Source organism: Gimesia sp., assembly GCF_048260065.1.
Lineage (GTDB): Bacteria > Planctomycetota > Planctomycetia > Planctomycetales > Planctomycetaceae > Gimesia.
The window spans coordinates 410,453-432,922 of record NZ_JBLXHC010000005.1 but is presented as its reverse complement, the minus strand read 5'-3'; the positions used below and the strand labels follow the sequence as shown (position 1 = coordinate 432,922).

Here is a 22,470-nt window from a genome sequence, read left to right as displayed (position 1 = left end):
TGTATTATCCGCATAAAAGGTTGGTTAATCACCAGTCATAACCGAATGAACAACAGACTGGTGCGCGTGAATCCTGAAGACAGAATCCAGAGGTGTCGCCAGTTACCCACAACACCTCTGATCTGTCTTCAATGACTTACCGGCTTAATATTCGCCGAGGACTTCACCGGTCGAACGGGTCGCCAGACCTTTCAGCGTGTCCAGATTCATACTGTTCGACAGGAACTGCACGCGTCCGTCACAGAACAACAGATGCGCGCCTCCAATATGGGCACTTCTCCAGGAAACACCATACTGCGAATGTGTACTCGAACCAATCGGATATTGTGTCGCCTTGGTATCAATCATCAGAAAACCATCCGCTCCTGTAGAACCACCGTACACATAAGTGGCCCTGACGTGCCCCCCTTAACCGCATCCAGAACTTGATATACTAATCAGGATTCTGGACCAATTGAGGAGGAGGCGATCATGCCCACCAAGCGTCATTCATCCGAACAGATCATTTCGAAGCTCAGGGAAGCGGAAGTCCATCTTGCCCAGGGGATGACAATTCCCCTGATGTGTAAGAAGCTAGGAATCCACCAGCAGACGTACTACAAGTGGCGTCGGGAATACGGCGGTTTGCGGATGGATCAGGCCAAACGCCTGAAAGAGCTGGAAAAAGAAAATGCCCGACTCAAGAAGCTGCTGGCGGAGTCGGAACTGGATAAAGCCATTTTGCGGGAAGCTGCCTCGGGAAACTACTGAGCCCGTCGAAACGGAGTAAGGCGGTGAATTTCGTAAGAGATTCCCTGGGATACGATCAGGTTTCGGAACGCCGGGCCTGTCGTGTTCTGGGGCAATCCCGTTCCACGCAACGGAGGCAGCCTGTGGTTCCTTCCGATGAACCCCGGCTGGTTCGGGAGATCATCGATCTGGCGAGCCAGTACGGCCGTTATGGTTATCGTCGTGTGACAGAGTTGCTGCGGCGGCGAGGCTGGAAGGTGAATCACAAGCGAGTGGAACGGCTCTGGCGACAGGAAGGCCTGAAAGTCCCACAAAAACAGCCAAAACGTCGTCGACTGTGGTTCAATGATGGTTCCTGTGTCCGTTTACGTCCCCGGCATCGGGATCATGTCTGGAGCTACGATTTTGTGCATTGCCGGACTCACGATGGCCGGGCCTTCCGGATGCTGACTGTGCTCGATGAGTTTACCAGGGAGTGCCTGTGCATAGATGTCGAAAGGAGGTTGAACAGTAAAAGTGTCCTGGAACGTCTGAGCGACCTGTTTGTGCGTCGTGGAGTCCCGGATCATATTCGTAGTGATAATGGCCCCGAGTTCACGGCTGAGCGAGTTCGTGACTGGCTCAGCAGGGTTGAAGTAAAGACCTTGTTTATTGAACCAGGTAGTCCCTGGGAAAACGGTTACATCGAATCCTTCAACGGAAAGCTGAGAGATGAATTGCTCAACGGGGAAATCTTCGATACGTTATGGGAAGCCAAAGTGCTGATCGAACGCTGGAGAAAAGATTACAACTCCATCAGACCGCACAGTTCACTGGGCTACAGAGCCCCGGTGCCGGAAGCGAAGCTGTTCTGCTCGCCTGCTTCCGCTCCGCTCCAGCAGGCGAGCAGAACAGCCATGAAAACAACAGAACACTAAGTCTTGTGACTGGTGTCATTCGTGGGGGCACTGGGGACGGCACCGGTGATGCCGACATAGTCGTGGATCATACTGTCATAGGAGAGAGGCACGTCCGCGTTGACGAAACCATGCGGACTGGAAGGACAGACGTAACCGGGAACCCGCAACGTTTTGAAGACCGCCTGCAATCCGGAGTGCGCCCAGAAACTGGCGTTATAACTGACCTGATTGTAAGCGGGTGCCTGGTCAAAATAAGGAAGCAGGCCGACGCGCCAGTTAGGACCACGACTGTTTTTTAATCCACCAATCGGGAAGGTGGTGAAGGCGTCCAGATAGTTGTGCATCGCCAGACCAATCTGCTTCAGATTGTTTTTGCACTGTGAGCGGCGGGCGGCTTCGCGTGCCTGCTGAACGGCCGGCAACAGCAAGGCAATCAGGATCGCGATAATCGCAATCACCACCAGTAATTCAATCAGCGTGAAGCCACGCCGGATGTAGTTCGACTTCTTCATGAGTATCTCTCGCAAAATAAATACAGAAACAAAAAACGCAACAAACAAGCGCGGGAAGTTTCATTTGTCAGACGCAGCTTCCAGTGGAATTCAAGCCGGTCAAAATCCAGACGGCGAACCGTTCGAAAATTAATTTGCAGGAGTACTTTAAAAGGTATGAATTTGTGGCAGGACTGGAGGCAGAACTCTCAATTCAACGTCAATTCGCGGCTCATCCTATCAGTGCCTTCGGGTTCTCTCAATATAATTATGATCGTTTAATTATTATTGTTCAGAAAAAATCCGGCTCAAATCACACAATCAGCAATCATCTGTAAACCTCAACAGGTAAACAACTTAGTATACCTGCGGTTTTGACGCATCAAAATTGTCGTCCTCTGTCGTGTTGCACTCCTGGACCGGAATCTGCAAACTGATTCAGACAGAAGTCTTCCCTGCCTGACATGAAGTGCGTTCCCTCAGAGAAGGACCAGTACGGATGACCGTTGATGATACAATTCCGATGCGATTAAGACGGGCTTACCTGACGATGCATCGCGTGGCGCAGGCCCACTTTGCTGAGTTTGGTATGACCGTGGATCAATATGTGCTGCTGTCCGTGCTGGCCGATGCAGAAGGCATCATCCAGACCGAACTCAGCGAGCGCATGTCCTCTGATGCCAATACCGTAGGTGCCATGCTGAAACTGCTGGAGCAGAAAAATGTGATCCGCCGCGAAGCCAGTCAAAATGATCGGCGGGCACTGCGGGTCTATTTAACGACCAGCGGAAAACGCCTGCTCAAAAAACTGATCAGACATTCCAGTCAGATCCACCAGACTCTGGAAGAGGCTCTCACACCTCGAAAAAAACAGACGCTGATGAACAGCCTGGAAGAGATTACCCGGGCACTGCAGTAAGACCAGAAAAAGAGTTCCGTCAGAAACGGTTTGATTCAGCAGGAAACTGCGAAACTTCCGACGGCCCGGTGTGTTTAATCCCATATAATACGTGTACGTGACATATCAACCTCTTTGTCCCAACCGCCTCAGACCAGGCGCAGCATTCACCAGCCAGTCCACTTCAGGAGCACCGCATGACTTCGCTTTTTTCCAGAACCTTCATCACCTGTCTGGCTTTCATCGTCTGTCTGCAGGAAGTGAGCTTTGCACAGAAGCCCCGCCCGAACAGTCCGCCTCAGTTCCGGGGGAACCTGATTGAACATCGCGACGTGGAATATGCGAACGTGGATGGCTCGTCTCTGCTGCTGGATCTGTATCTGCCTCGCAAGGTCAAAAATCCGCCTCTGGTGGTCTGGATTCACGGCGGCGGCTGGCGCGGCGGCAACAAAGGGCGCGGCGGTAAATTCGTCCCGCTGCTGACCGATGCCGGCTACGCCTGTGCCAGCATCAACTATCGACTCAGTGGCGAAGCGAAGTTCCCCGCCCAGATCAACGACTGCAAAGCCGCCATCCGCTGGTTACGGGCACATGCGAAAAAATACGGATACGATGCCACACGCATCGGCGTCGGCGGTTCTTCTGCCGGCGGTCACCTGGTCGCTCTTTTGGGAACCAGCGGCGGAATCAAAGACCTGGAAGGAACTGTCGGCAAACACCTTGATCAGTCCAGCAGCGTACAGGCGGTCTGCGATCTGTATGGACCGACCGACTTCCTGCAGATGGACAAACACGCGCTCCCCGGCTCGCGTCTCAAACACAACGATCCCCGCTCCCCGGAATCCCTGCTGCTGGGCGGCCCGATTCTGGAACACAAAGACCGCGTCGCCCGCGCCAACCCGATCACCTACATCGACAAACAGGATCCTCCGTTCCTGATCATTCACGGCTCCAAAGACCCTGCAGTCCCCATGCACCAGAGCGTCATCCTGGAAAAGGCGCTCAAGAAAAACCAGGTCCCCGTGCAACTGCACATCATCGAAAACGCCGGTCACGGCGGCCCGGAATTCAACGCTCCCAAAATCAACAAAATGATCGTCGAGTTCTTCGATCAGCAGTTGAAACAGCAGAAAAAAGAAACTGAGAAACCGCCGCAGAAAAAATAACAATCCCGGATCAGCGGCTGACTACTCTGGTATCAATTGGCGGATGCTGCCATACTGACTGCAGATGAATTTCATTTTTATCACTGCGGTATCACAATCGTCATATCTCCTGGAGATTCTAATTGATGTCTGATCCAGACCGAACTGTTGATTCGACTTCCAGTCGGCGGAATTTCCTCACCGCTACTGCCGGCATTGCCGCTGGTCTGCTGCCCGCTACTCTTTCTGCCGAGGAGTCTGATATGAGCCGTGCGTCTGTTCGTCCGAAATGTCTGTTCTTTGATGTCAACGAAACACTGCTTGATCTGGACGCGATGAAAGCAAGTGTTGCGGCTGCACTGGGAGGTCGCCCCGATCTGCTGCCGCTATGGTTCACGACAATGTTGCAGCATTCTCTGGTGGCAACCGTTGGTGATCACTACGAGGATTTCGGTGTGATCGGCGCTGCCACACTGCAGATGGTGGCCCGCAATCAGGGCATCGATCTTTCAGACGATGCTGCGAAGCAGGCACTCGCGCCGATCCGCTCGCTGCCGGCCCACCCCGATGTCAGGCCAGCTCTTGAACAGCTCAAGCAGGCCGGTTACCGCATGGTAACGCTGACCAATTCCTCACAGGCAGGCGTCGATGCTCAAATGAAAAACGCCGGCCTGACGGATCTGTTCGAAGACCGTTTGAGTGTGGAACACGTGCAGATGTTCAAACCGCACAGCCACGTTTATAAATGGGCATCACGCAAAATGAACGTACCGCCGGAAGACTGCATGCTGATCGCCGCCCACGGCTGGGACATCGCCGGCGCTCTCTGGGCCGGCTGGCGCGGGGCCTTCGTCGCCCGCCCCGGTGCCCAACTTTATCCCCTGGCAAAGCAGCCTGAAATTAACAAACCGGATATGCAACAGGTGGCAGCAGAGTTACTGCAGTTGGGTGGGGAATGTTGTTCGTGAGTCAGAAATCTCAAAAGCAGAATCAATTTCGTGTGGTTTCGTGCTTTTCGTGGTAGAAAAAAGCATGGTTGAATGTTCTAACGGGCTCCATTCATTGCGTTTTCTGTATCGACTTTCGCAATGCGGGCGGACACATGGGTCCGCCTCTGCTTTGCTGGGGTTGGCTTCGTTGAGCTAAATTGAATGTTTGTTCTGACTGTTTCCTGCTCGCTGCGCTCGGCCCGGATGTACATCCAGGCCCACCCATTATTTCTTTTTCGTGTGATTAAGCGTCTTTCGTGGTCCTGAAACGAGATCGTTCCCCATCGATTCTCACAAAAGCCGGTGGAAACCCTATGCGCTGCCGAACTTTCGCTGCATAATGCGGGTCCTTATGCTCATAATAGTGCGTTTCCCCGTTTTTTCTGTTGATGTCTGATGTCCCGCGGTGATGTGAATTCGGCTGCTGCTGAGGCTGGTACTGCCAGTGTGGCTTCGACTGCTGCGCTGTCGGAACTGCCGAAACTGATTTCTCAGGCGATGGCCGGCGACCAGTTTCGCTTTTCACAACGACTGCGATCGATCAGGCAGGCACAGAAAAGTAAAAAGCCGTTCGATAAAAATCTGCAGCGACTGCGGGACGAACTGGAGAAGTCTCTGACCCGCCGCGACGAACGCCTCAAGCGCTGCCCCAAAATCACGTTCGATCAGAGTCTGCCGATCCATCAGGAACTGGCGAGCATCCAGAAGACGATTGAAGAGAACCAGGTGGTCATCGTCTGCGGAGAAACCGGCTCGGGGAAATCGACGCAGTTGCCGAAACTGTTACTGTCGATGGGACGCGGAATCAGCGGCATCATCGGGCATACACAGCCCCGCCGCATCGCCGCCCGTTCGGTCGCTGCCCGCATCTCGGAAGAACTGGGCCGCGAACAGGGAACCGCGTGTGGTTTCAAAATCCGCTTCACTGATACGACGAACCCGAACACCTACATCAAGCTGATGACCGACGGCATTCTGCTGGCGGAAACTCAGACCGACAGCTTCCTCAATCAGTACGATACGATCATTGTCGACGAAGCCCACGAACGTTCGTTGAATATCGATTTCCTGCTCGGCTATCTGAAACGACTGCTGCCCAAACGAAAAGACCTGCGGGTGATCATCACCTCAGCGACGATCGACGCAGAGCGCTTCAGCGAACATTTTGCCGGCAGCGAAGGACCGGCGCCGATTCTGAATGTCTCGGGACGAACTTATCCGGTCGAGATCCGTTATCGTCCCTTTGATGATGAATCGCTGGGTAAAGACGCGGATAAAAAATCGCAGAACAGTTCGCGCGACGAACAGTCACAACTGGCAGATGCAGTCAACGAGCTGGCGGCCATCGATGACGGCGACATCCTGATTTTTGTCGCGACCGAATGGGATATACGGGAGACGGCCAAACTGTTGCGGGGTCGGTCGATCATCGGCGATGACGGCGGTCGGCAGACTGAAATCGTCCCGCTGTACGGTCGGCTGTCGACGGCGGAACAGAACCAGGTTTTCCAGCCTTCCTCGTATCGGCGGATTGTGATAGCCACGAACGTCGCGGAATCATCGATCACGGTGCCCGGCATCCGTTATGTGATCGATACCGGGCTGGCACGCATCAGCCGCTATTCGAGTCGATCACAGGTACAGCGACTGCCGATCGAAGCGGTCTCGCAGGCGTCCGCCAATCAGCGGGCCGGTCGCTGCGGTCGTGTCGCGCCGGGGATCTGTATCCGTCTTTACAGCGAAGCCGATTTCAAGAGCCGCGATGAATTCACGCCGCCCGAAATCCTGCGAACCAACCTGGCTTCGGTGATTCTGCAGACGCTGAATATGAAGCTGGGCGCAATTGAAGACTTCCCCTTTATCGAGCCTCCCAAGCCAACAGCGATCCGCGATGGTTACAGTACGCTGTTTGAATTGGGAGCGATTGACGAACAGAACCGGCTGACCGACATTGGTCGCAAGATCAGTCGTCTGCCCGTTGACCCGCGTATCGCACGCATGATTCTGGCCGCACACGATGAAAACTGTCTGCACGAAATTTTGATCATCGCTTCAGCCCTGGAACTACAGGACCCGCGAGAACGACCGATTGAAAAACAGCAGGCCGCCGACGAAGCTCACGAACAGTTTCGCGATCCCGAATCGGATTTCCTCAGCTTTCTCAAACTGTGGGACTTTTATCACAAGCTGAAAGAGGACCTGTCACAGAGCCGTCTGCGAAAAGCGTGTGCGCAGAACTTCCTGTCCTACAATCGACTGAGGGAGTGGGCCGACATCTTCCGTCAACTCAGACAACTGGTGGAAGAGAGCGGTATCAAACCGCATCCGCGCAAAGACGATTCGGCGGCCATCCATCGTGCCCTGCTGCCGGGTCTGTTGTCGAACATCGCCATGCGATCCGATACACACGAATTCACGGGGGCGGGACAGCAGAAGTATTTTCTCTGGCCAGGTTCGGGAGTCTTTGAGAAGAAGCCCAAGTGGATCATTTCAGCCGAGCTGATCGAAACGAGTAAACGCTACGCGCGGACTGTCGCGAAGATTTCACCCAACTGGATCGAGCCGGCGGCCCCGCATCTGGTGAAGAAGACCTGGAGTGATCCCCGCTGGAACGGAGAAGCCGCTTCGGCGGTTGCTGCGGAAAAAGTGACTCTGTTCGGACTGACAATCGTGCCCCGCCGCTCGGTGCATTATGGCAAAATCGATCCCGAACATTCACGGACTCTGCTGCTGCAGTACGGTCTGGTTGAAGGTGACATTAACCTCAACATCGACTTTCTGGCGCACAATCGGAAATTCATCGACGATCTGGAACAGCAGCAGGCCCGTTCGCGGCGGTATGACCTGATTCCTTCGCAGGAACAGCAGTTCGCGTTTTACGATCAGCGGATTCCGGAAGACGTCTATGATGGCGTGAGTCTGAAGAAATGGTGGAAAGTCGCCAGCCGCAAAACTCCGACACTACTGAATATGCGGCTGGAAGATTTCTTCGATACACAGACCGAAGCCATTGACGAGAGCGAATTCCCGAACGCGATCAAGATGGGCAAGATGCAGTTCCCGCTGGAATATCATCTGGAACCGGGTGCTGAAGAAGACGGCGTCACGGTTTCGATTCCACAGGAGAGCCTGAATCAACTCTCGCCACAACGGCTGGGCTGGCTGGTACCAGGTCTGCTGGAAGAGAAAGTCGCTGCGATGATCAAGGCGCTGCCTAAAGCGGTGCGTCGCATGCTGGTGCCGGCCCCTGAAACAGCCAGGCAGGTCGTCAGTAAACTGGAGTTCGGTAAAGGGTCGTTCGAAGAGACAGTGGCTGAGATGCTGTCGCAGATTTCAGGCGAGCGGATTACCGCCGACCAGTTTGAAATCGAACGTCTACCTCAACACCTGCAGATGAATATCCGCGTGCTCAACCAGGGGGGAGACGCGATTGCCGTCAATCGGAACCTGACTCAACTGCGACAGGAATACGGTTCGAAGGCTGCCAGCAGCTTTACAGCTCTTTCGGATGATCACTGGAGTCAGACCGGACTGACGGACTGGACCTTTGGTGATTTTCCAGCAGAGGTGCAGATTCAACACGATCAACTTTCGCTGACCGGTTTTCCGAGTTTAGTGGATGAGCAGACCTCCGTGGCGCTCTGCCTGCGTGATGCACCGGAGCGGGCCGCTTATGAAACGCGGTTTGGTTTGCGGCGGCTGTTCATTCTCTCGGAACACAAGCGACTGAAAACCCAGGTCGAACATCTACCCGATCTGAACCGGATCTCATTGTATGCAACCGCGATCGGCGGGATCAATTTGCGGGAACAACTGGTCGAACTGCTGGCCGAGCGGACCCTGTTCGGCAAGAAAGAACAACTGCCACGCAATGAAGCGCAATATCGTCAGCTGGTGAAAGAGTGGCGGAACCAGATTCCGGTCGCCGCGCAGGATCTGGCGAGTCTGCTGCCGGGCCTGTTCGAGCAGTTTCACAAAATGAAGCTGACGCTGGACAAGACCAAGGTACCTGCGTGGAGCGAGCCGCTGCATGACATGCGGGCACAGCTGAATGCGATGATCAACAACCGCTTCCTGGTGAGCACGCCTTACCCCTGGCTACAGCAGTTCCCCCGTTATCTGCAGGGCATGGAGATGCGATTGAGCAAGCTGGGGGGAACCGGTCTGAAAAAAGACATCGCCAACATTCGCAGCATCTCGCGTTATTTCGAACTCTATTCACAGCGGGCCCGGCAGCATCACGAACGGGAGATCGTCGATCCGCAGCTGATTAAATTCCGCTGGATGCTGGAAGAATTACGCGTGTCCCTGTTTGCGCAGAAGCTGGGAACGGCGTTGAAAGTTTCGCCGAAAATTCTGGATCAGCAATGGGCGGCGGTGCGGGACTGATTTTTTCTGTTACCACGAAAAACACGAAACCACACGAAATGAAACGGGTGGTACCGAATGCAATTCGGTACGAGCGCAGCGAGCAGAAACCTGTCAGTGGAAGGGATCATTTCAGGTTGGAAAATCGTCAATCGTTTGAACGCTTTCACTGTCGGTTTCCTGTTGTCTTTGACAATCCCGGATTATATCCGGGACCACCCGAGGTTGTTGTAATATAACAGTTTTGAGAGTGTTACCCATGTGTCCGAACAGTTTGTTCGAACCTTTGGGCACAGTGAACCCGCTCCGGATTCAGTATGAACGGGGTACGCGCGGCTACCCGGCTACCCGGTCACTGGGCACGATAAGGGAGAACTCTGCCATCACCATAACCAGCTTCCAGACTCAGATCCTGTTTCCCATCACGAAGCTGAAACAATACCGCCGTGGTGGCAGGATCTGCATCCTTCCGCGGTTTGACATATTCATATCCCGGATTGTCATGAGTGTAAGGATTTTCGATCAGTTCCTCCAATGGAGAATAGAGATCCTCATGGATGTCATCCAACGTGTCAGGCCAGGCCTCGTTGTGATTCGCCCGATAATTGACAATTCCCTGCAGAATATTTTTCATGCGACTCATTGATTGAACGCGATAAGCACTTGATAACGCCTTACTCTGAGAAGGTAAAAAGAGTGCAATCACCAGGAGCAGAGTGAAGAGGATCCCGCAGACCAGGAGAACTGATTTGAAACCGGATATTGATTTTTCTTTCATGCTCTTATGATACGACATCGAAGCTGACTTACCAGATGTAATATCCGCAATGGGCGGCGGTGCGGGACTGATTTTTTCTGCTACCACGAAAAACACAAAACCACACGAAAAAACAATGGGTGGTATCGAATGCAATTCGGTACGAGCGCAGCGAGCAGAAACCTGTCAGCGGAAGCGATGAATTCAGGTCGGAAAATCGCCAATCGTTTAAACGCTTTCACTCTCAGTTTCCTGTTGTCTTCGACAATCCCGGATTATATCCGGGACCACCCGAAGTTGTCGTGATATAACAGGTTGTGAGAGTGTTACCCATGTGTCCGAACAGCTTGTTCGAATCCTTGATCTACGAAAACAGCCGGCTCCCGAAAGAGCCGGCTGTTTTACATAAATGCTTTGACCTGAGAATCGACTATTCGCCGCGGAGTCGTTTGCCGAGTTTGGCGATTTCGGCTCCGAGTTCTTTGCGGGCTTCGCCGAGTCCTTCTGCTGACAGGTTGCCGGACTTGAGATAGTTGAGCACGATGTCTTCGGCTTTCATCAGGTCCTTACAGGCGTCGGCGACTTCGGATGCGATTTCGGTCGGGATCGTGGTGACGCCGTTCAAATCGCCGTGCAGCAGGTCGCCGGGATAAATGGGGATGCCGCCCACTGTGACAGGGACATTCACCTGCAGCGTGTGGCAGTAACCGTGGGCACAGTTCGTACCGTTGGTGAAGGCAGGGAAGTCGAGGGCTTCGACCTGATCCAGGTCGCGACCGGCACCTGATGTGATGATGCCTTTCGCGCCGTAGGCTTTGTAGGTGGAACACATGACTTCGCCGAAGGTGGCGGATGCGGTGGGTTCATCGATGTCCTGGTAGACGACGACCGGGGGACCAGGCAGAGTTTCAAACGCTGCGACCTGGGTATCCAGACCGGAATAGACGTCGCCGCTGCGCGGAGGAGCCATACTGCGGAAGGTGGATGTCAACGCGTAGCCGACCATCGGAGGCATCTTGGGAAAGCAGGCTTTGATCGAATCATTCATATAGCCGGTATTGCGGGGGCGAATGTTCCAGAGTTCGATCACGTTGCAGACGGTAGGGGTGTCGTATTTGGCGAGTTCTTCAAGAGCAGCAGCGGAAAGGCCTTCGGTGGACATGTCATTCTTTCTGTTGAGGTTAAATGAATTAGGGGAGTGTCATTTTTAAATTTTGGGTTGATCGATTTCATGAGAGTGCGACAACGGAGCAGGAAAACAACGCCTGCAACTCTCAATTTCCAGCTTGACAAAGCATTAATGTCGTGGTGCGTTAAAAACGGGTGTCAGATTCTGTTCCGCGTCGAAAGCCAGTTCGAATGGTCCGGCAATGATTTCCAGATCGTCACGACTGTTGATTTCCTCCAGGTACGTTTCACTGACGATGACTTCGCTCAATTCGAGTGTGTCATAAATCTGTACGATGCGGCTGGCTTCGGGAGAAACCAGCCCGATGGTTTGCAGAGCCGCCTCGATGGCTTCGCGGTCGTTCGGGTAGGCCAGCGGTACCATGGCGGCGGTCGGATGACTTCCAGTATTAGCGTTAATCCGGGTGATTTTCCAGTCCACACTGGCAACGGTACGCTCGTTAGTGAATTCTGCCAGGCCGATGCCACAGGCATTGCCGTGCGTTTCTTCCGTCAGTCCGCGAATCATGATGCGTTTGACAGCGACTGCGTCGCGCTCGGTGGCGGCGTGATCGTTGAACTTGCGACCGATGACACAGGCATCCATGCCCGATCCGCTGATGTTTTTACCGATGCGGTCCACAATGAGCAGATCCGTCTGCGGGAAAGGGAGGCGAGGCAGCCAGTCGCGGGCGATGTTGAGCAGTGCTTTTTCGCGTTCGTAAAACTCGTCGGGCTGAACGGATTCGATGAGGGCGGTCTGATCGTATGAGTTCTCCACGATCGCCAGACCGGCGATGACGGAGCATTTCTGCAGGATCGATTTGGCAACCGCGTTAATGATTTCTTCGAAGCTGATGTCTTCGATCGCACGGTGATAGATTTTGGCGCCTTCATGTTTACCCAGACCGATGAGCATCATCTTATGCAGGCCGGATTCGATGTCGCCGACAAAGCGGGTGTGCGGCTTGACCCGGCCGCAGATCAAAACATGGTCGGCTTCGTACGCATGTTTGTCGAAATGGACGGGAATGCCGTGCGAGGTGGTATCGACGATGACGGTTTCCATCGACGAGCGGACTTCCACCCCCATCGTTTCCGCTGTAATTCCATAAGCGGCAATGACTTCGGCCTGCCCTTCCGCCGTTCCGCCACCATGGCTGCCCATCGCAGGCACGATGAACGGGACGGCTTGAATTGACTTCAGATAGTCGATGGTCGTCTTGATGATCAAAGCGATACTGGCGATGCCTCGACTGCCGACGGTAATCGCGACTGTCTCGCCTGGTTTGACTGTTTTCTCCAGATTGAGCTTTACCAGTTCGGTTCGAACCGCTTCCGCCACGTTTTCAATCCGAGAGGACGGGAAGTTCTGGCGGACACGGTAAACTTTGGGGAGTGACATATTCATGGCAGCGCTTTGGTTTCTCAGGGAGTCAGGTCACACAATCAAACGGGGTTGGCTTTATCCTGGCGGTCTCTTCGCATCAATCGGCGAGCGGATCGAATATGAAGAGTCTGTTATTGTACGTCATTAATGGCAGATTACGCTACATTCGCGGGCTCTCCCCCGTCAGAATATATCAGAACATCCTGATTGGAGCTGATGGGGAATGCGGGGCTGAGAAAAGTCTTGTCCTAAACCATTATTTCCGCTAACTTAACGATCCTGATTTACAACATGGGTCAGCAAGTCGAAACTGGAAGTCGAGCCTTGTTGCTGCAAGGAAGCAGAACTATGAGAAAAAACTTTGAGCGGATCATTTTTGCTGTTTCCGTTTGTGTCTTAAGCGGTGTGCTGTTTATCCAGGGAATCCTGTATCTGAAGGACCTGGGAATTGTCGAGGGGGGCACTCCCGTCGCTCTGGCATACCCTCACGTGACACACGAACTTTCTGCTGACGCTGCCACTGAGGAAGAGTGGGTTCAGGAACAGAAGTCGGTTCACCTGGATGCGGAACCTGCTGTTCCCGTGGAACTGGCGCTGGCGGAAACCGAAGATCTGGCAGAAGACTCTGCAGAACTGACCTCGGATGATGCGAGCGTGAACGGTCCCCTGCTGCGAACTCCGGGTGCCGTCGACAATGAACTTTCAGACGACATAGTTGAACAGAGTGACCCCGAGCCTCCGATCCTGGCAAAGCCGATCCAGGATTTTCTGCAGACGCCGGGTCCCTTGATGCCGCCTCTGAATGCAGAGCCGCTGGCGGATTCAGAGAAACGCTCTGATGCGCGCGATGATAAAATCACGCGTTCGATTATCCGCGAACATCTGCCCGATGCGACAGACGAAGAATTACAGATCTGGTTCGAAGAACTGCGGGGCGTGCCTCACAAAGTAGCCTCCGACTTACTCTCGATTCGCAAACTGCTGCAGCCCAAAGGAGCGCTGCGGGGATCGCAGGATAAATGGGCACAACTGCAGCCGAGCTTTGAAGCGGTCGTGCCTCAGCAGCCGGTCTCTTCCACGCAGAAAGTATTGCCCGACCAGTCCGGGTTCATCGGATTTTCCTCCAAGGCAGACCGGGACGAACTGCAGCAGCGGCTGCGTCCTACAGTCGATGCCCTGCGGTTGTCGCGGGATGTGATCGTCAACAATATCGCGAACGCCGGTACGATTGGCTTCAAACGACTGTATGTCGAATTCGAATCGTTGCCTTACGAATATGTCAAAACACCGGCGAGCGAAGATTCCGAAACCGAACCGCCGATCGCCGTGGGCATGGGCAGCCAGGTTCTGCAGACGCGGATTTCTCAGACGAGTGGCGAACTGCTGAAGACGGGGCGCGAACTGGATATCGCCATCGAAGGCCAGGGTTTTCTGCAGGTGCAACTGGGAGAGACGACCGCGTTTACCCGCACCGGGCGGCTGATGTTTGATGAAAACCGCCGATTATGCATTCGTGGTTCCCAGAATAATTACCTGATCGTACCGGAAATCAAACTGCCTGCCGAAGCACATTCGATTCAGATTTCGGAGACGGGAGTCGTCACTGCGCTGCTGGCAGACGCTGACGACGAAGTGACCGTAGGCGAATTACAGATTGCCTGCTTCACCGATTCAAGTGAGCTGTTTCCACGCGAGTCCTGTCTGTTTACCGCCACGCCCCGTGCGGGTGCAGCGCGGGTGCTGACGCCGGGATCGAAGGGAGCAGGTCTGGTAAGGTCTGGTGTTCTGGAAACTTCGAATGTTTCGATCACCGAAGAGCTGGAGCAGCTGTCCCTCATCAAGCAACGACTCGACGCCTTGAAAACCGTGTACCTGACCGAGCCGGATGAACCGGTGCAGGCAGATCTGGGCTTGCCGGCAGAGCGCATTGCCCGGCCGGTAGATCAGCAGCTGCAGTCAGAAGATCGTTCGATTTTTAAATAAGCCTGCATCTTAAGGGAAGAGTTTCTTCAACGTCTGGTGACGCTGGTAGAAACCTTCGTCGAACAGATCGAGCAGTTTGGATTCGGTGATCAGAAAGCCGAGCAGTCCTCCGGGAGGTTCGAACTCCAGTTTATCGATGAGTGTAATCTGGTTCTCACCCGAGGGCACGATGTGGTGTTCGTGGATGTAGGACTTGAGCGGACCTGAGATCTGCTTTTCGGTGAACAGCGTCGGTTCCTCAAACACGATGATTTCGTGCGTCCCTTCCTGGACTTTGCCGAAGCCCTGGATCTGGAATTCCAGAATCGCGCCCAGGTGCAGTTTATCCGGTTTTTTGGTGAATGTCAGTCCGGTATCGGGGGGGCTGATTTTCAGAATGTTATCGGTATCAATCAGAAAATCGAACATTTGCTGCGGTGTGGCATTCAGTTGAACGCTGGTCTCAAAGCTCGCCATGAGGTCTCTCTTTCGACATTCGACGCGGATAAATATACTCTATGACAGTCTGGAACCAGGCGTGTGCCTGCATTCCGGGTGTATCCTAGCTGAATCGTGCTCGGATGACGAGTCCACACAAACAGCGAGTCCCTCATTTTCGCGAGGGATGCTCGTGTCTCCAAGATCAAGAATCATGCAGTTTCCCCCTGAAATCCTGCAACAGTGCTGGTTTCTGGCTGGTCCCACCGCCTGCGGTAAGACTGAGCTGAGCCTGTTGCTGGCAGAACATCTGAATGCCGAAATCCTCGCGATGGACTCCATGTCCCTGTATCGGGGTATGGATATCGGAACCGCCAAAGCGTCAGCCGCCGAGCGCGAGCGGGTACCCCATCATCTGCTGGACCTCATCGATCCGCATGAAAAATACAGTGTCGCAGAATACTTTACGGCGGCGGATGCATGCTGTCGTGATATCGTGGATCGGGGAAAAACCCCTCTGTTTGTGGGCGGGACCGGTCTGTATCTGCGGGCGATATTGCGAGGAGTGTTCAACGGTCCTTCTGCTGACTGGGAATATCGTAGCGAACTGGAAACATTTGCAGAGACGGAAGGAAATGAAGCGCTGCATCAGCGACTGGCGGCCGTCGATCCGGTTTCGGCAGAGAAATATCATTTCAATGATGTCCGCCGCGTAGCCCGGGCGCTGGAAGTGTATCATGTGACCGGCGTCCCGCTTTCCGCTCAACATGCGGAGGATGTTTTGACTCCGGAAGAATGCCCGGCCCATGTGTTCTGGTTACTGCCCGACAGGGAATGGCTGTATGACCGCATCAATCTCCGCGTCGATCAGATGCTGGAAGAAGGGTTGCTGGATGAAGTCAAACAGTTACTCGCAGCAGAAATTCCAATGGGGCGCACCGCCCGGCAGGCATTAGGCTATAAAGAGTTGATCGATTACCTGGAAGGCGTGTGGTCGTGGGATCGCGCCGTCGAAATGCTGAAACAGCAGACGCGACGGTTCGCCAAGCGGCAGCATACGTTCTTTCGCAACATTACCGAGTGCCGCGAAATCGATGTGCACCCGGAAGACACTCCACAGGACCTGTTGCAGAAGATCCTGAAATACGAATGAGGTCTTCATCCAGACCGTGTGATGCTTACGGTTTCTGCGGAACCTCGCGATACGGTTTTTTCTGCTGATACAATGCCAGATAGTCGCGGGCCTGCTGACGCGGGGCTTCACTTAGCGTCGTACTTTTTTCCTGAATGGCAATGGCTTTCTTCATGGTTGCGACGGCTTTGTCGAAATCTCCCTCCGCGGCGTAGAGGCCGGCGAATGACTGATAAAGCAGCCACGACTCACGGGATGTGAATTTCTCCGCCGCCTCCAGATCCTGCCTGGCTCCCGGGAGGTCGATATAATTCGGATCAGAGGCAGTGATTTTGAGCCACGCGCGACTGCGGTAGGCATCTGGATGTTTCGGTGAAATCTGGATGGCCTTGTCGAAGTCTTTCAGAGCCTGCTCATAATTGCCGGATTTGCGATAACAGATGCCGCGACTTCGATGGGCACTGCGATAGGTGGGTCTGATCGCGATGGATCGATCATAGTTCTGAATGGCTTTGGCAAACTGGTCCTGCGATTGAAAATTGGAACCGATTTTATAGTAGGCGAAATAACGCTTGGGGTCTAACTTGAGGACTTTCTCGTAATACTGATTTGCCTGTTCCGGATCATCTTTGATATCAAAATACAAAGCCATGCCCCAGAGCGCGTCGGTGGAAGCAGGGTCGATTTTAAGAGCCGCCTGATAGTCTTTCAGCGCAGCGTCATAATTTTTGAGTTCCAGCTGACAGTCTCCCCGCTCCGCTATCGCAGACGAATAGGTGGGAACCAGTTTGACGGCACTGTCAAAGTCTTTGATAGCTGACTTGAAGTCGTCTTTCTTTTTATAAGACAGCCCCCGGTTTTTGTAATAGATGGCTTTTTTCGGGTTGAGTTTAATGGCCTGGGTGTAATCCTCGATCGCTTCGTTGTATTTCGAATCGCCATCATAGAGGACTCCCCGATTGTTGTAGCGCGTGGCTGACGTGGGATCCAGTTGAATTGCCCGGTTGATATCGGAATACATCTGTTTGCGATTGCCCAGTTTGCTGTGCACTTTCGCCCGGGAGTCAAACGTTTTTGCGGAATTGGAATTCAGGCGGATGGCTTCGTCTAAATCTTTCAGAGCTGCCTTGTAATCACTCTTCAGAAGATAAGCGTCTCCCCGAAACCGATAATGACTGCTGCCGGGATTCGTGTTGATCTGATAGGTATAGAATTCAATCGCCTCGGGAACCGTTTTGGCCTGGGTCGAATTGATCCAGCCCAGGGTTCCCTTGTGTTCCACCCAGTACCAGGGAGCGCTGATATCTTTGAGCACGACATGGAAACCTTCGTGAACGGTCTTCAGGACTTTGCCTTCCACAGAAAGGTCGGCGTCCTTTGTGATTACGAGCAGCGTCTCCCCTTTCTTTTGAGCCATGAGCATTTCGGGCGACAGAATCAGAGGCAGCAAGCAGAGCAGCAGCAACATTCTCATGGGATGGTTCCCCTGGCGGAAGAGAAGAGAGATGAGAGGCGACACACAGATCAGTATATAAACATACATTCTGGCGCTGAGGGGCTCAAGTTTATTTTCTGAGTATGCAGATTCACTCTGTATTTGCCGCATTCCGATGAGGACTGAATAAAATAAAAAACCACAACATCTGTATAAACATACACAATTAAATATATGCTTTCAATCAATGGTATCTGGCAACCGCGTTTTTGTGGTGCCTGCGAAACGCTTTGGAACTTGTTTCCCCGGCAAGGTGGCTAAGTGGCGGGGAACTCTCTATAGTGTTCTGCAACGCTTTTGAGCTGATATAGTCTGCTGTTGAAGCTGGTGTTCGCGCCGGCGTTCAACTGTTTCCATATTCACCAAGACTCCATTAATTGTGTGTAATCCATGATGACAGATGAAAAAGTATTAATTCAGGTAGGCCACAGTCCCGATCCGGACGATGCCTTTATGTTTCATGCCCTGGCGAATGACAAGATCGAAACTGGTAAGTATCGATTCACTCACGAGTTACAGGATATTGAATCGCTCAATCAGCGGGCCTTCAATGCCGAGCTGGAACTGACGGCTGTCAGTCTGCATGGCTATGCTTACCTGACTGATACCTACGCAATCTGCTCATGCGGTGCCTCAATGGGTGATAAATATGGTCCGATGGTCGTCGCTCGCGAAGAGTGGAGCATTGACGATCTGCGGGGCAAAAAAATTGCGATCCCCGGTAAACTGACTACCGCCTTCCTGGCACTCAAGTTACTGCTGGGCGATGACTTCGAATACGAAGAGCATCCCTTCGATGAGATTCTGAACCTGGTCGAACAGGGTAAGTTCGATGCAGGCCTGATCATCCATGAAGGTCAGCTGACCTATGGCAATCAGGGATTGAAACTGGTCGTCGATCTGGGCGAGTGGTGGTACGAAGAAACCGGCCTGCCTCTGCCCCTTGGTGCGAATGCGATTCGTAAAGACATGGGTCAGGAGATGATGGAAGAAGTCACCGCCATTCTGAAACGCAGCATCCAATATGGTCTGGAACATCGGGACGAAGCACTCGACCATGCTCTCAAGTACGGCCGCGATCTGAACCGGGGAAGCGCTGACAAATTCGTAGGCATGTATGTCAACGACTGGACTCTGGACTTCGGCGAAAAGGGACGGGAAGCCGTCGCGGAACTGCTGAAGCGGGGTTACGAAGCGGGCATCATCCCCAACCCGGTCAAACTGGAATTCATTGGTTAAGACTACGATGACAGCCTGAAGGAAGCTGCTTCTTTCAGGCTGCCGTTGGTTCAAGAATATAGAGAAGGTGGTATGTGATGAGTCAATCCAGCTCATCCGAATATCTGCAGAGCCTGTTCGGCCTGTCGGGCAAAACTGCAGTTGTCATCGGTGGTACCGGCGTGTTAGGGGGTGCCATTGCCGATACTCTGGCACAGGCAGGCGCCCATGTGGTGATTGTCGGACGTAATGCGGAGAACGGTGCCGGCCGAGTGAAGATGATTGAAGATCTGCAGGGAACTGCGGAATTCTTCAAAGCTGATTCAACCAGTCGCGCTGATCTGGAAGCGTTAGTCGCGCATCTGAAAGCGAACGGACGCACGACTGACATCCTCGTCAATGGTGCAGGCATCAATGCGGCGACTCCATTTCTGGAAATCAGCGATGACGAGTGGGAGTCGATCTTCCGCGTGAATCTGTTGAGCGTCAAAGTGGCCTGCCAGGTGTTTGGTCAGTCGATGCTGGACAACAATGTCGCCGGTTCGATTATCAACATCGCATCCATGAGCGCCATCACGCCGCTGTCGCGGGTGTTTACTTATTCCGCTTCGAAAGCAGCGGTTTTGAATCTGACGCAGAACCTGGCCCGGGAATGGGCGGAGCGGGGAATTCGGGTGAATGCCCTTTCGCCCGGCTTCTTTCCTGCAGAACAGAATCGAAAAGTGCTGACACCAGAGCGGGTAGCGAGTATTATGAATCATACGCCCGCCAATCGATTTGGAGATCCCGAAGAACTGGCGGGAGCCGTGCTGCTGCTGGCAGCGGGCAAGGCCGGCAGTTTTGTGACGGGAACGAACGTCGCCGTTGATGGCGGATTTTCCTGCATGACTATCTGATCGCTGTGAGACGGGGCGGCTAATGGAGCCGCCGGTCTCGGCAGAATGAGCTTAAGGAGCATTGAGACTTGGATCCGATTTCCATTGAACCTGGTCAACGCTACCTTGCTCGCATCAACCCGAAACGCATCCCTCATATCTTCACCGATGTGCTGATTATCGGCGGAGGCATTGCCGGCTCGCGGGCCGCGCTGGAGATCGATCCACGGCTGGAAACGATCATCGTCAACAAAGGTAAAGTCTCGCAATCAAACAGCGCGTATGCCCAGGGGGGCATCGCCGGTGTGCTCGACCCGCTGGATAATATCACCAATCATATCCAGGATACGCTGGCAGCGGGCAAGGATCTGTGTGACGCAGATCTGGTGGAGTATGTGTGCCGCGAAGCGCCGCGCCATATTCAGGAACTGGTGGAACTGGGAGCCGACTTCGATACGGAAGATGGTAAGATCGCGCTCACCAAAGAAGGCGGGCACAGCCATCGCCGTGTGGCACATGCTTTGGGAGATGCTACAGGGAAGGAACTGATGCGGGCGCTGGTCCTGGCGGTCAACAGTCGTCCTTCCATTCAGACCTGGACGAAAACACCGACGATTGATCTGGTCACCGAAGAAGGCAAGTGCCGGGGTGCGATCATCTGGAACCGCTATCACGGCAAAACCCTGATCTGGGCCAAGCAGGTGATTCTCGCTACCGGGGGCGCGGGCTGCCTGTTTCGTGAAACGACCAATCCCCCCCTGGCGACCGGCGATGGACACGCTTTGGCGTTTCGCGCGGGAGCGCTGCTGCAGGACATGGAGTTCATGCAGTTCCATCCAACGGTGCTCTACATTGCCGGCGGTGCCCGTTACCTGATTTCCGAAGCGGTGCGCGGCGAAGGCGCTTATCTGCGCGACTGTAACGGCGTGCGGTTCATGGCCGATTATCATCCCGATCTGGAACTGGCACACCGCGACATTGTGAGCCGGGCGATTACCGATCGCATGCTGAAAACCAGTCATTCCTGTGTCTATCTGGATCTGACCCATCTGGATAAAGCGCTGGTGAAAGAACGATTCCCCAACATCAGCAAGGTCTGCGCGAGCTTCGGACTGGACCTGTCAAAAGATCAGATCCCCGTCCGCCCCGGTGCGCATTATATGATTGGGGGCGTGAAGACAGACCTGCAGGCACGGACCTCGGTGCCGAATCTGTGGGCGGCTGGTGAAGTGACGTCCACCGGACTGCACGGCAGTAATCGTCTGGCGTCGAACAGTCTGCTGGAAGGTTTGATCTTTGGCGCCGCCGCAGGACGGGGTGCATCGGAGGCGGCATTGAGCCAGCCGGACCAGTATTCCGCTTCCCTGCTGCCGGACTGGGAGGCTGAAAAACGTTCCGACGAAGATTTAAACAGCAAGGACCTGCGGAACTCACTGGCGAGCCTGATGTGGCGTGACGTGGGCATCACCCGCAGTGCCGATTCCCTGAAAAACGCGATGGACAAAGTCGATTTCTGGGATCGGTATGTAATCGATCGTGAATTCAAAACGTTGACCGGCTGGGAACTGCAGAACATGCTGCTGGTCGCTCAGTTGATGATCAGGTCTGCGATTGAACGCCGTGAAAGTCGAGGCGTGCATTATCGCAGTGATTATCCCGAGACCGATCCCGCGTTTCAGAAACATATTTCCGTTATTTCAACCCGTTGAACCACTGACTGAGGAAGGATGATCCATGCTGCCTGGAATCAAACTGTTCGATTTAACTGGTCGTGTTGCCATTATTACCGGAGGTTCCAAGGGGCTGGGTTCAGCGATGGCAGAAGGCCTGGCTTCGGCAGGGGCGGATTTACTGCTCACCAGTCGTAACCAGGGTGAAGTCGAAGCGACAGCAGCGCAGATTCAATCCGATTATGGGAACAAAGTAATCGGGATGGCCGCCGACGTGACCGATCCCGAGCAGGTCGCCGCGATGACCGAACGGGCGATCTCGGAGTTCGGCAAGATTGATATTCTGATCAACAACGCGGGGATCAATATTCGCGGGCCCATTGATGAAATCACACTGGAAGAGTTTCAGGATGTGCAGAATGTGAATGTTACCGGCCCCTGGCTGTGCGTGCGTTCGGTCGTGCCCCACATGAAGCAGGCACAGTACGGAAAGATCATCAACCTGGCCAGTACACTGGGGCTGGTGGGAATGTCAAACCGCACGCCTTACACTTCCAGTAAAGGGGCCATGGTGCAGATGACGCGGGCACTGGGACTGGAACTGTGTGAATACGGAATCACCTGTAACGCGATCTGTCCGGGACCGTTTCTGACGCCGATGAACGAACCGTTCGCGGAGACCGAAGAGATCAAGAAATTCATCGTCGGTGCGGTCGCGATGAACCGCTGGGCGCGCATGGAAGAGATCCAGGGAGCCGCAATCTTTCTTGCCAGCGATGCCTCCAGTTATATGACGGGCAGCATGGTCACCGTAGATGGCGGTTGGACTGCCCGCTGAGTGAGTTGA

At 53.9% G+C, this 22,470-nt stretch carries 18 protein-coding genes; 11 read left to right on the top strand and 7 right to left on the bottom strand.

All coding sequences use genetic code 11. The features are described from left to right. Positions 1-144: 144 nt before the first annotated feature. Complete coding sequence (locus ACN0YN_RS12440; RefSeq protein WP_417385330.1) at positions 145-384, bottom strand: DUF1559 domain-containing protein; 240 nt, start codon at positions 382-384, stop codon at positions 145-147. 87 nt (positions 385-471) lie between these two features. On the opposite strand from ACN0YN_RS12440, the gene ACN0YN_RS12435 reads away from it, so the two are divergent. Beyond that, positions 472-1,646 (top strand): IS3 family transposase gene (locus tag ACN0YN_RS12435; RefSeq protein ID WP_417385329.1). Its coding sequence is split into 2 segments (ribosomal slippage): positions 472-736 and positions 736-1,646, totalling 1,176 coding nucleotides; the frame shifts between segments, so codons are not numbered across the junction. Here ACN0YN_RS12435 and ACN0YN_RS12430 read toward each other — a convergent pair. Next, positions 1,643-2,140 carry a DUF1559 domain-containing protein gene (locus ACN0YN_RS12430; protein WP_417385328.1) on the bottom strand — a complete coding sequence of 166 codons (498 nt, stop codon included), beginning with the start codon at positions 2,138-2,140 and terminating at the stop codon, positions 1,643-1,645. The genes ACN0YN_RS12435 and ACN0YN_RS12430 overlap by 4 nt on opposite strands. Before the next feature lie 478 nt (positions 2,141-2,618). Here ACN0YN_RS12430 and ACN0YN_RS12425 point away from each other — a divergent pair, with 478 nt between their 5' ends. The 4 genes from ACN0YN_RS12425 to hrpA all read left to right on the top strand — a co-directional run bounded on the left by ACN0YN_RS12425 (position 2,619) and on the right by hrpA (position 9,540). Next, a complete protein-coding gene (locus tag ACN0YN_RS12425) occupies positions 2,619-3,038 on the top strand; it encodes a MarR family winged helix-turn-helix transcriptional regulator (RefSeq protein ID WP_417385327.1) in 420 nt (139 codons plus the stop codon). A 176-nt stretch (positions 3,039-3,214) separates the two neighbouring features. After that, complete coding sequence (locus tag ACN0YN_RS12420; protein WP_417385326.1) at positions 3,215-4,183, top strand: alpha/beta hydrolase fold domain-containing protein; 969 nt, start codon at positions 3,215-3,217, stop codon at positions 4,181-4,183. Positions 4,184-4,308: 125 nt separating this feature from the next. Further along, positions 4,309-5,130, top strand: coding sequence for a haloacid dehalogenase type II (locus tag ACN0YN_RS12415; RefSeq protein ID WP_417385325.1), 822 nt, complete (start codon positions 4,309-4,311; stop codon positions 5,128-5,130). 417 nt (positions 5,131-5,547) lie between these two features. After that, a complete protein-coding gene (gene hrpA / locus ACN0YN_RS12410) occupies positions 5,548-9,540 on the top strand; it encodes an ATP-dependent RNA helicase HrpA (RefSeq protein ID WP_417385324.1) in 3,993 nt (1,330 codons plus the stop codon). 331 nt (positions 9,541-9,871) lie between these two features. Here the strand turns inward: hrpA and ACN0YN_RS12405 are convergent, their stop codons facing one another. The 3 genes from ACN0YN_RS12405 to ACN0YN_RS12395 form a co-directional block, all read right to left on the bottom strand. Continuing rightward, on the bottom strand, positions 9,872-10,153 hold the full coding sequence (locus tag ACN0YN_RS12405; protein ID WP_417385323.1) for a hypothetical protein: 282 nt from the start codon (positions 10,151-10,153) through the stop codon (positions 9,872-9,874). A gap of 553 nt (positions 10,154-10,706) precedes the next feature. Then, complete coding sequence (locus tag ACN0YN_RS12400) at positions 10,707-11,438, bottom strand: RraA family protein (RefSeq protein ID WP_278466014.1); 732 nt, start codon at positions 11,436-11,438, stop codon at positions 10,707-10,709. A 135-nt stretch (positions 11,439-11,573) separates the two neighbouring features. Next, positions 11,574-12,854: a lactate racemase domain-containing protein gene (locus ACN0YN_RS12395; RefSeq protein WP_417385322.1), complete on the bottom strand. Its 1,281-nt coding sequence runs from the start codon at positions 12,852-12,854 to the stop codon at positions 11,574-11,576. A 327-nt stretch (positions 12,855-13,181) separates the two neighbouring features. Between ACN0YN_RS12395 and ACN0YN_RS12390 the strand changes: the two genes are divergently transcribed. After that, positions 13,182-14,816 (top strand): flagellar hook-basal body protein, encoded by a 1,635-nt coding sequence (locus tag ACN0YN_RS12390; protein ID WP_417385321.1) that lies wholly within the window; start codon positions 13,182-13,184, stop codon positions 14,814-14,816. Between the two features lie 9 nt (positions 14,817-14,825). Here ACN0YN_RS12390 and ACN0YN_RS12385 read toward each other — a convergent pair whose 3' ends face one another. After that, positions 14,826-15,272 carry an SRPBCC family protein gene (locus ACN0YN_RS12385; protein ID WP_417385320.1) on the bottom strand — a complete coding sequence of 149 codons (447 nt, stop codon included), beginning with the start codon at positions 15,270-15,272 and terminating at the stop codon, positions 14,826-14,828. Positions 15,273-15,447: 175 nt separating this feature from the next. Here ACN0YN_RS12385 and miaA point away from each other — a divergent pair, with 175 nt between their 5' ends. Further along, complete coding sequence (miaA, locus tag ACN0YN_RS12380) at positions 15,448-16,386, top strand: tRNA (adenosine(37)-N6)-dimethylallyltransferase MiaA (RefSeq protein WP_417385319.1); 939 nt, start codon at positions 15,448-15,450, stop codon at positions 16,384-16,386. A gap of 25 nt (positions 16,387-16,411) precedes the next feature. Here the strand turns inward: miaA and ACN0YN_RS12375 are convergent, their stop codons facing one another. After that, complete coding sequence (locus tag ACN0YN_RS12375; protein ID WP_417385318.1) at positions 16,412-17,839, bottom strand: tetratricopeptide repeat protein; 1,428 nt, start codon at positions 17,837-17,839, stop codon at positions 16,412-16,414. A 411-nt stretch (positions 17,840-18,250) separates the two neighbouring features. Between ACN0YN_RS12375 and ACN0YN_RS12370 the strand changes: the two genes are divergently transcribed. From ACN0YN_RS12370 to ACN0YN_RS12355, 4 genes are all read left to right on the top strand, one after another. Continuing rightward, on the top strand, positions 18,251-19,099 hold the full coding sequence (locus ACN0YN_RS12370) for a menaquinone biosynthesis family protein (RefSeq protein ID WP_417385317.1): 849 nt from the start codon (positions 18,251-18,253) through the stop codon (positions 19,097-19,099). 77 nt (positions 19,100-19,176) lie between these two features. Then, positions 19,177-19,974, top strand: coding sequence for an SDR family oxidoreductase (locus ACN0YN_RS12365; protein WP_417385316.1), 798 nt, complete (start codon positions 19,177-19,179; stop codon positions 19,972-19,974). Positions 19,975-20,042: 68 nt separating this feature from the next. Beyond that, entirely contained in the window at positions 20,043-21,662 is a 1,620-nt protein-coding gene (gene nadB / locus ACN0YN_RS12360) for an L-aspartate oxidase (RefSeq protein WP_417385315.1), read from the top strand. Positions 21,663-21,687: 25 nt separating this feature from the next. After that, positions 21,688-22,461 carry an SDR family NAD(P)-dependent oxidoreductase gene (locus ACN0YN_RS12355; protein WP_417385314.1) on the top strand — a complete coding sequence of 258 codons (774 nt, stop codon included), beginning with the start codon at positions 21,688-21,690 and terminating at the stop codon, positions 22,459-22,461. Positions 22,462-22,470 lie beyond the last annotated feature (9 nt).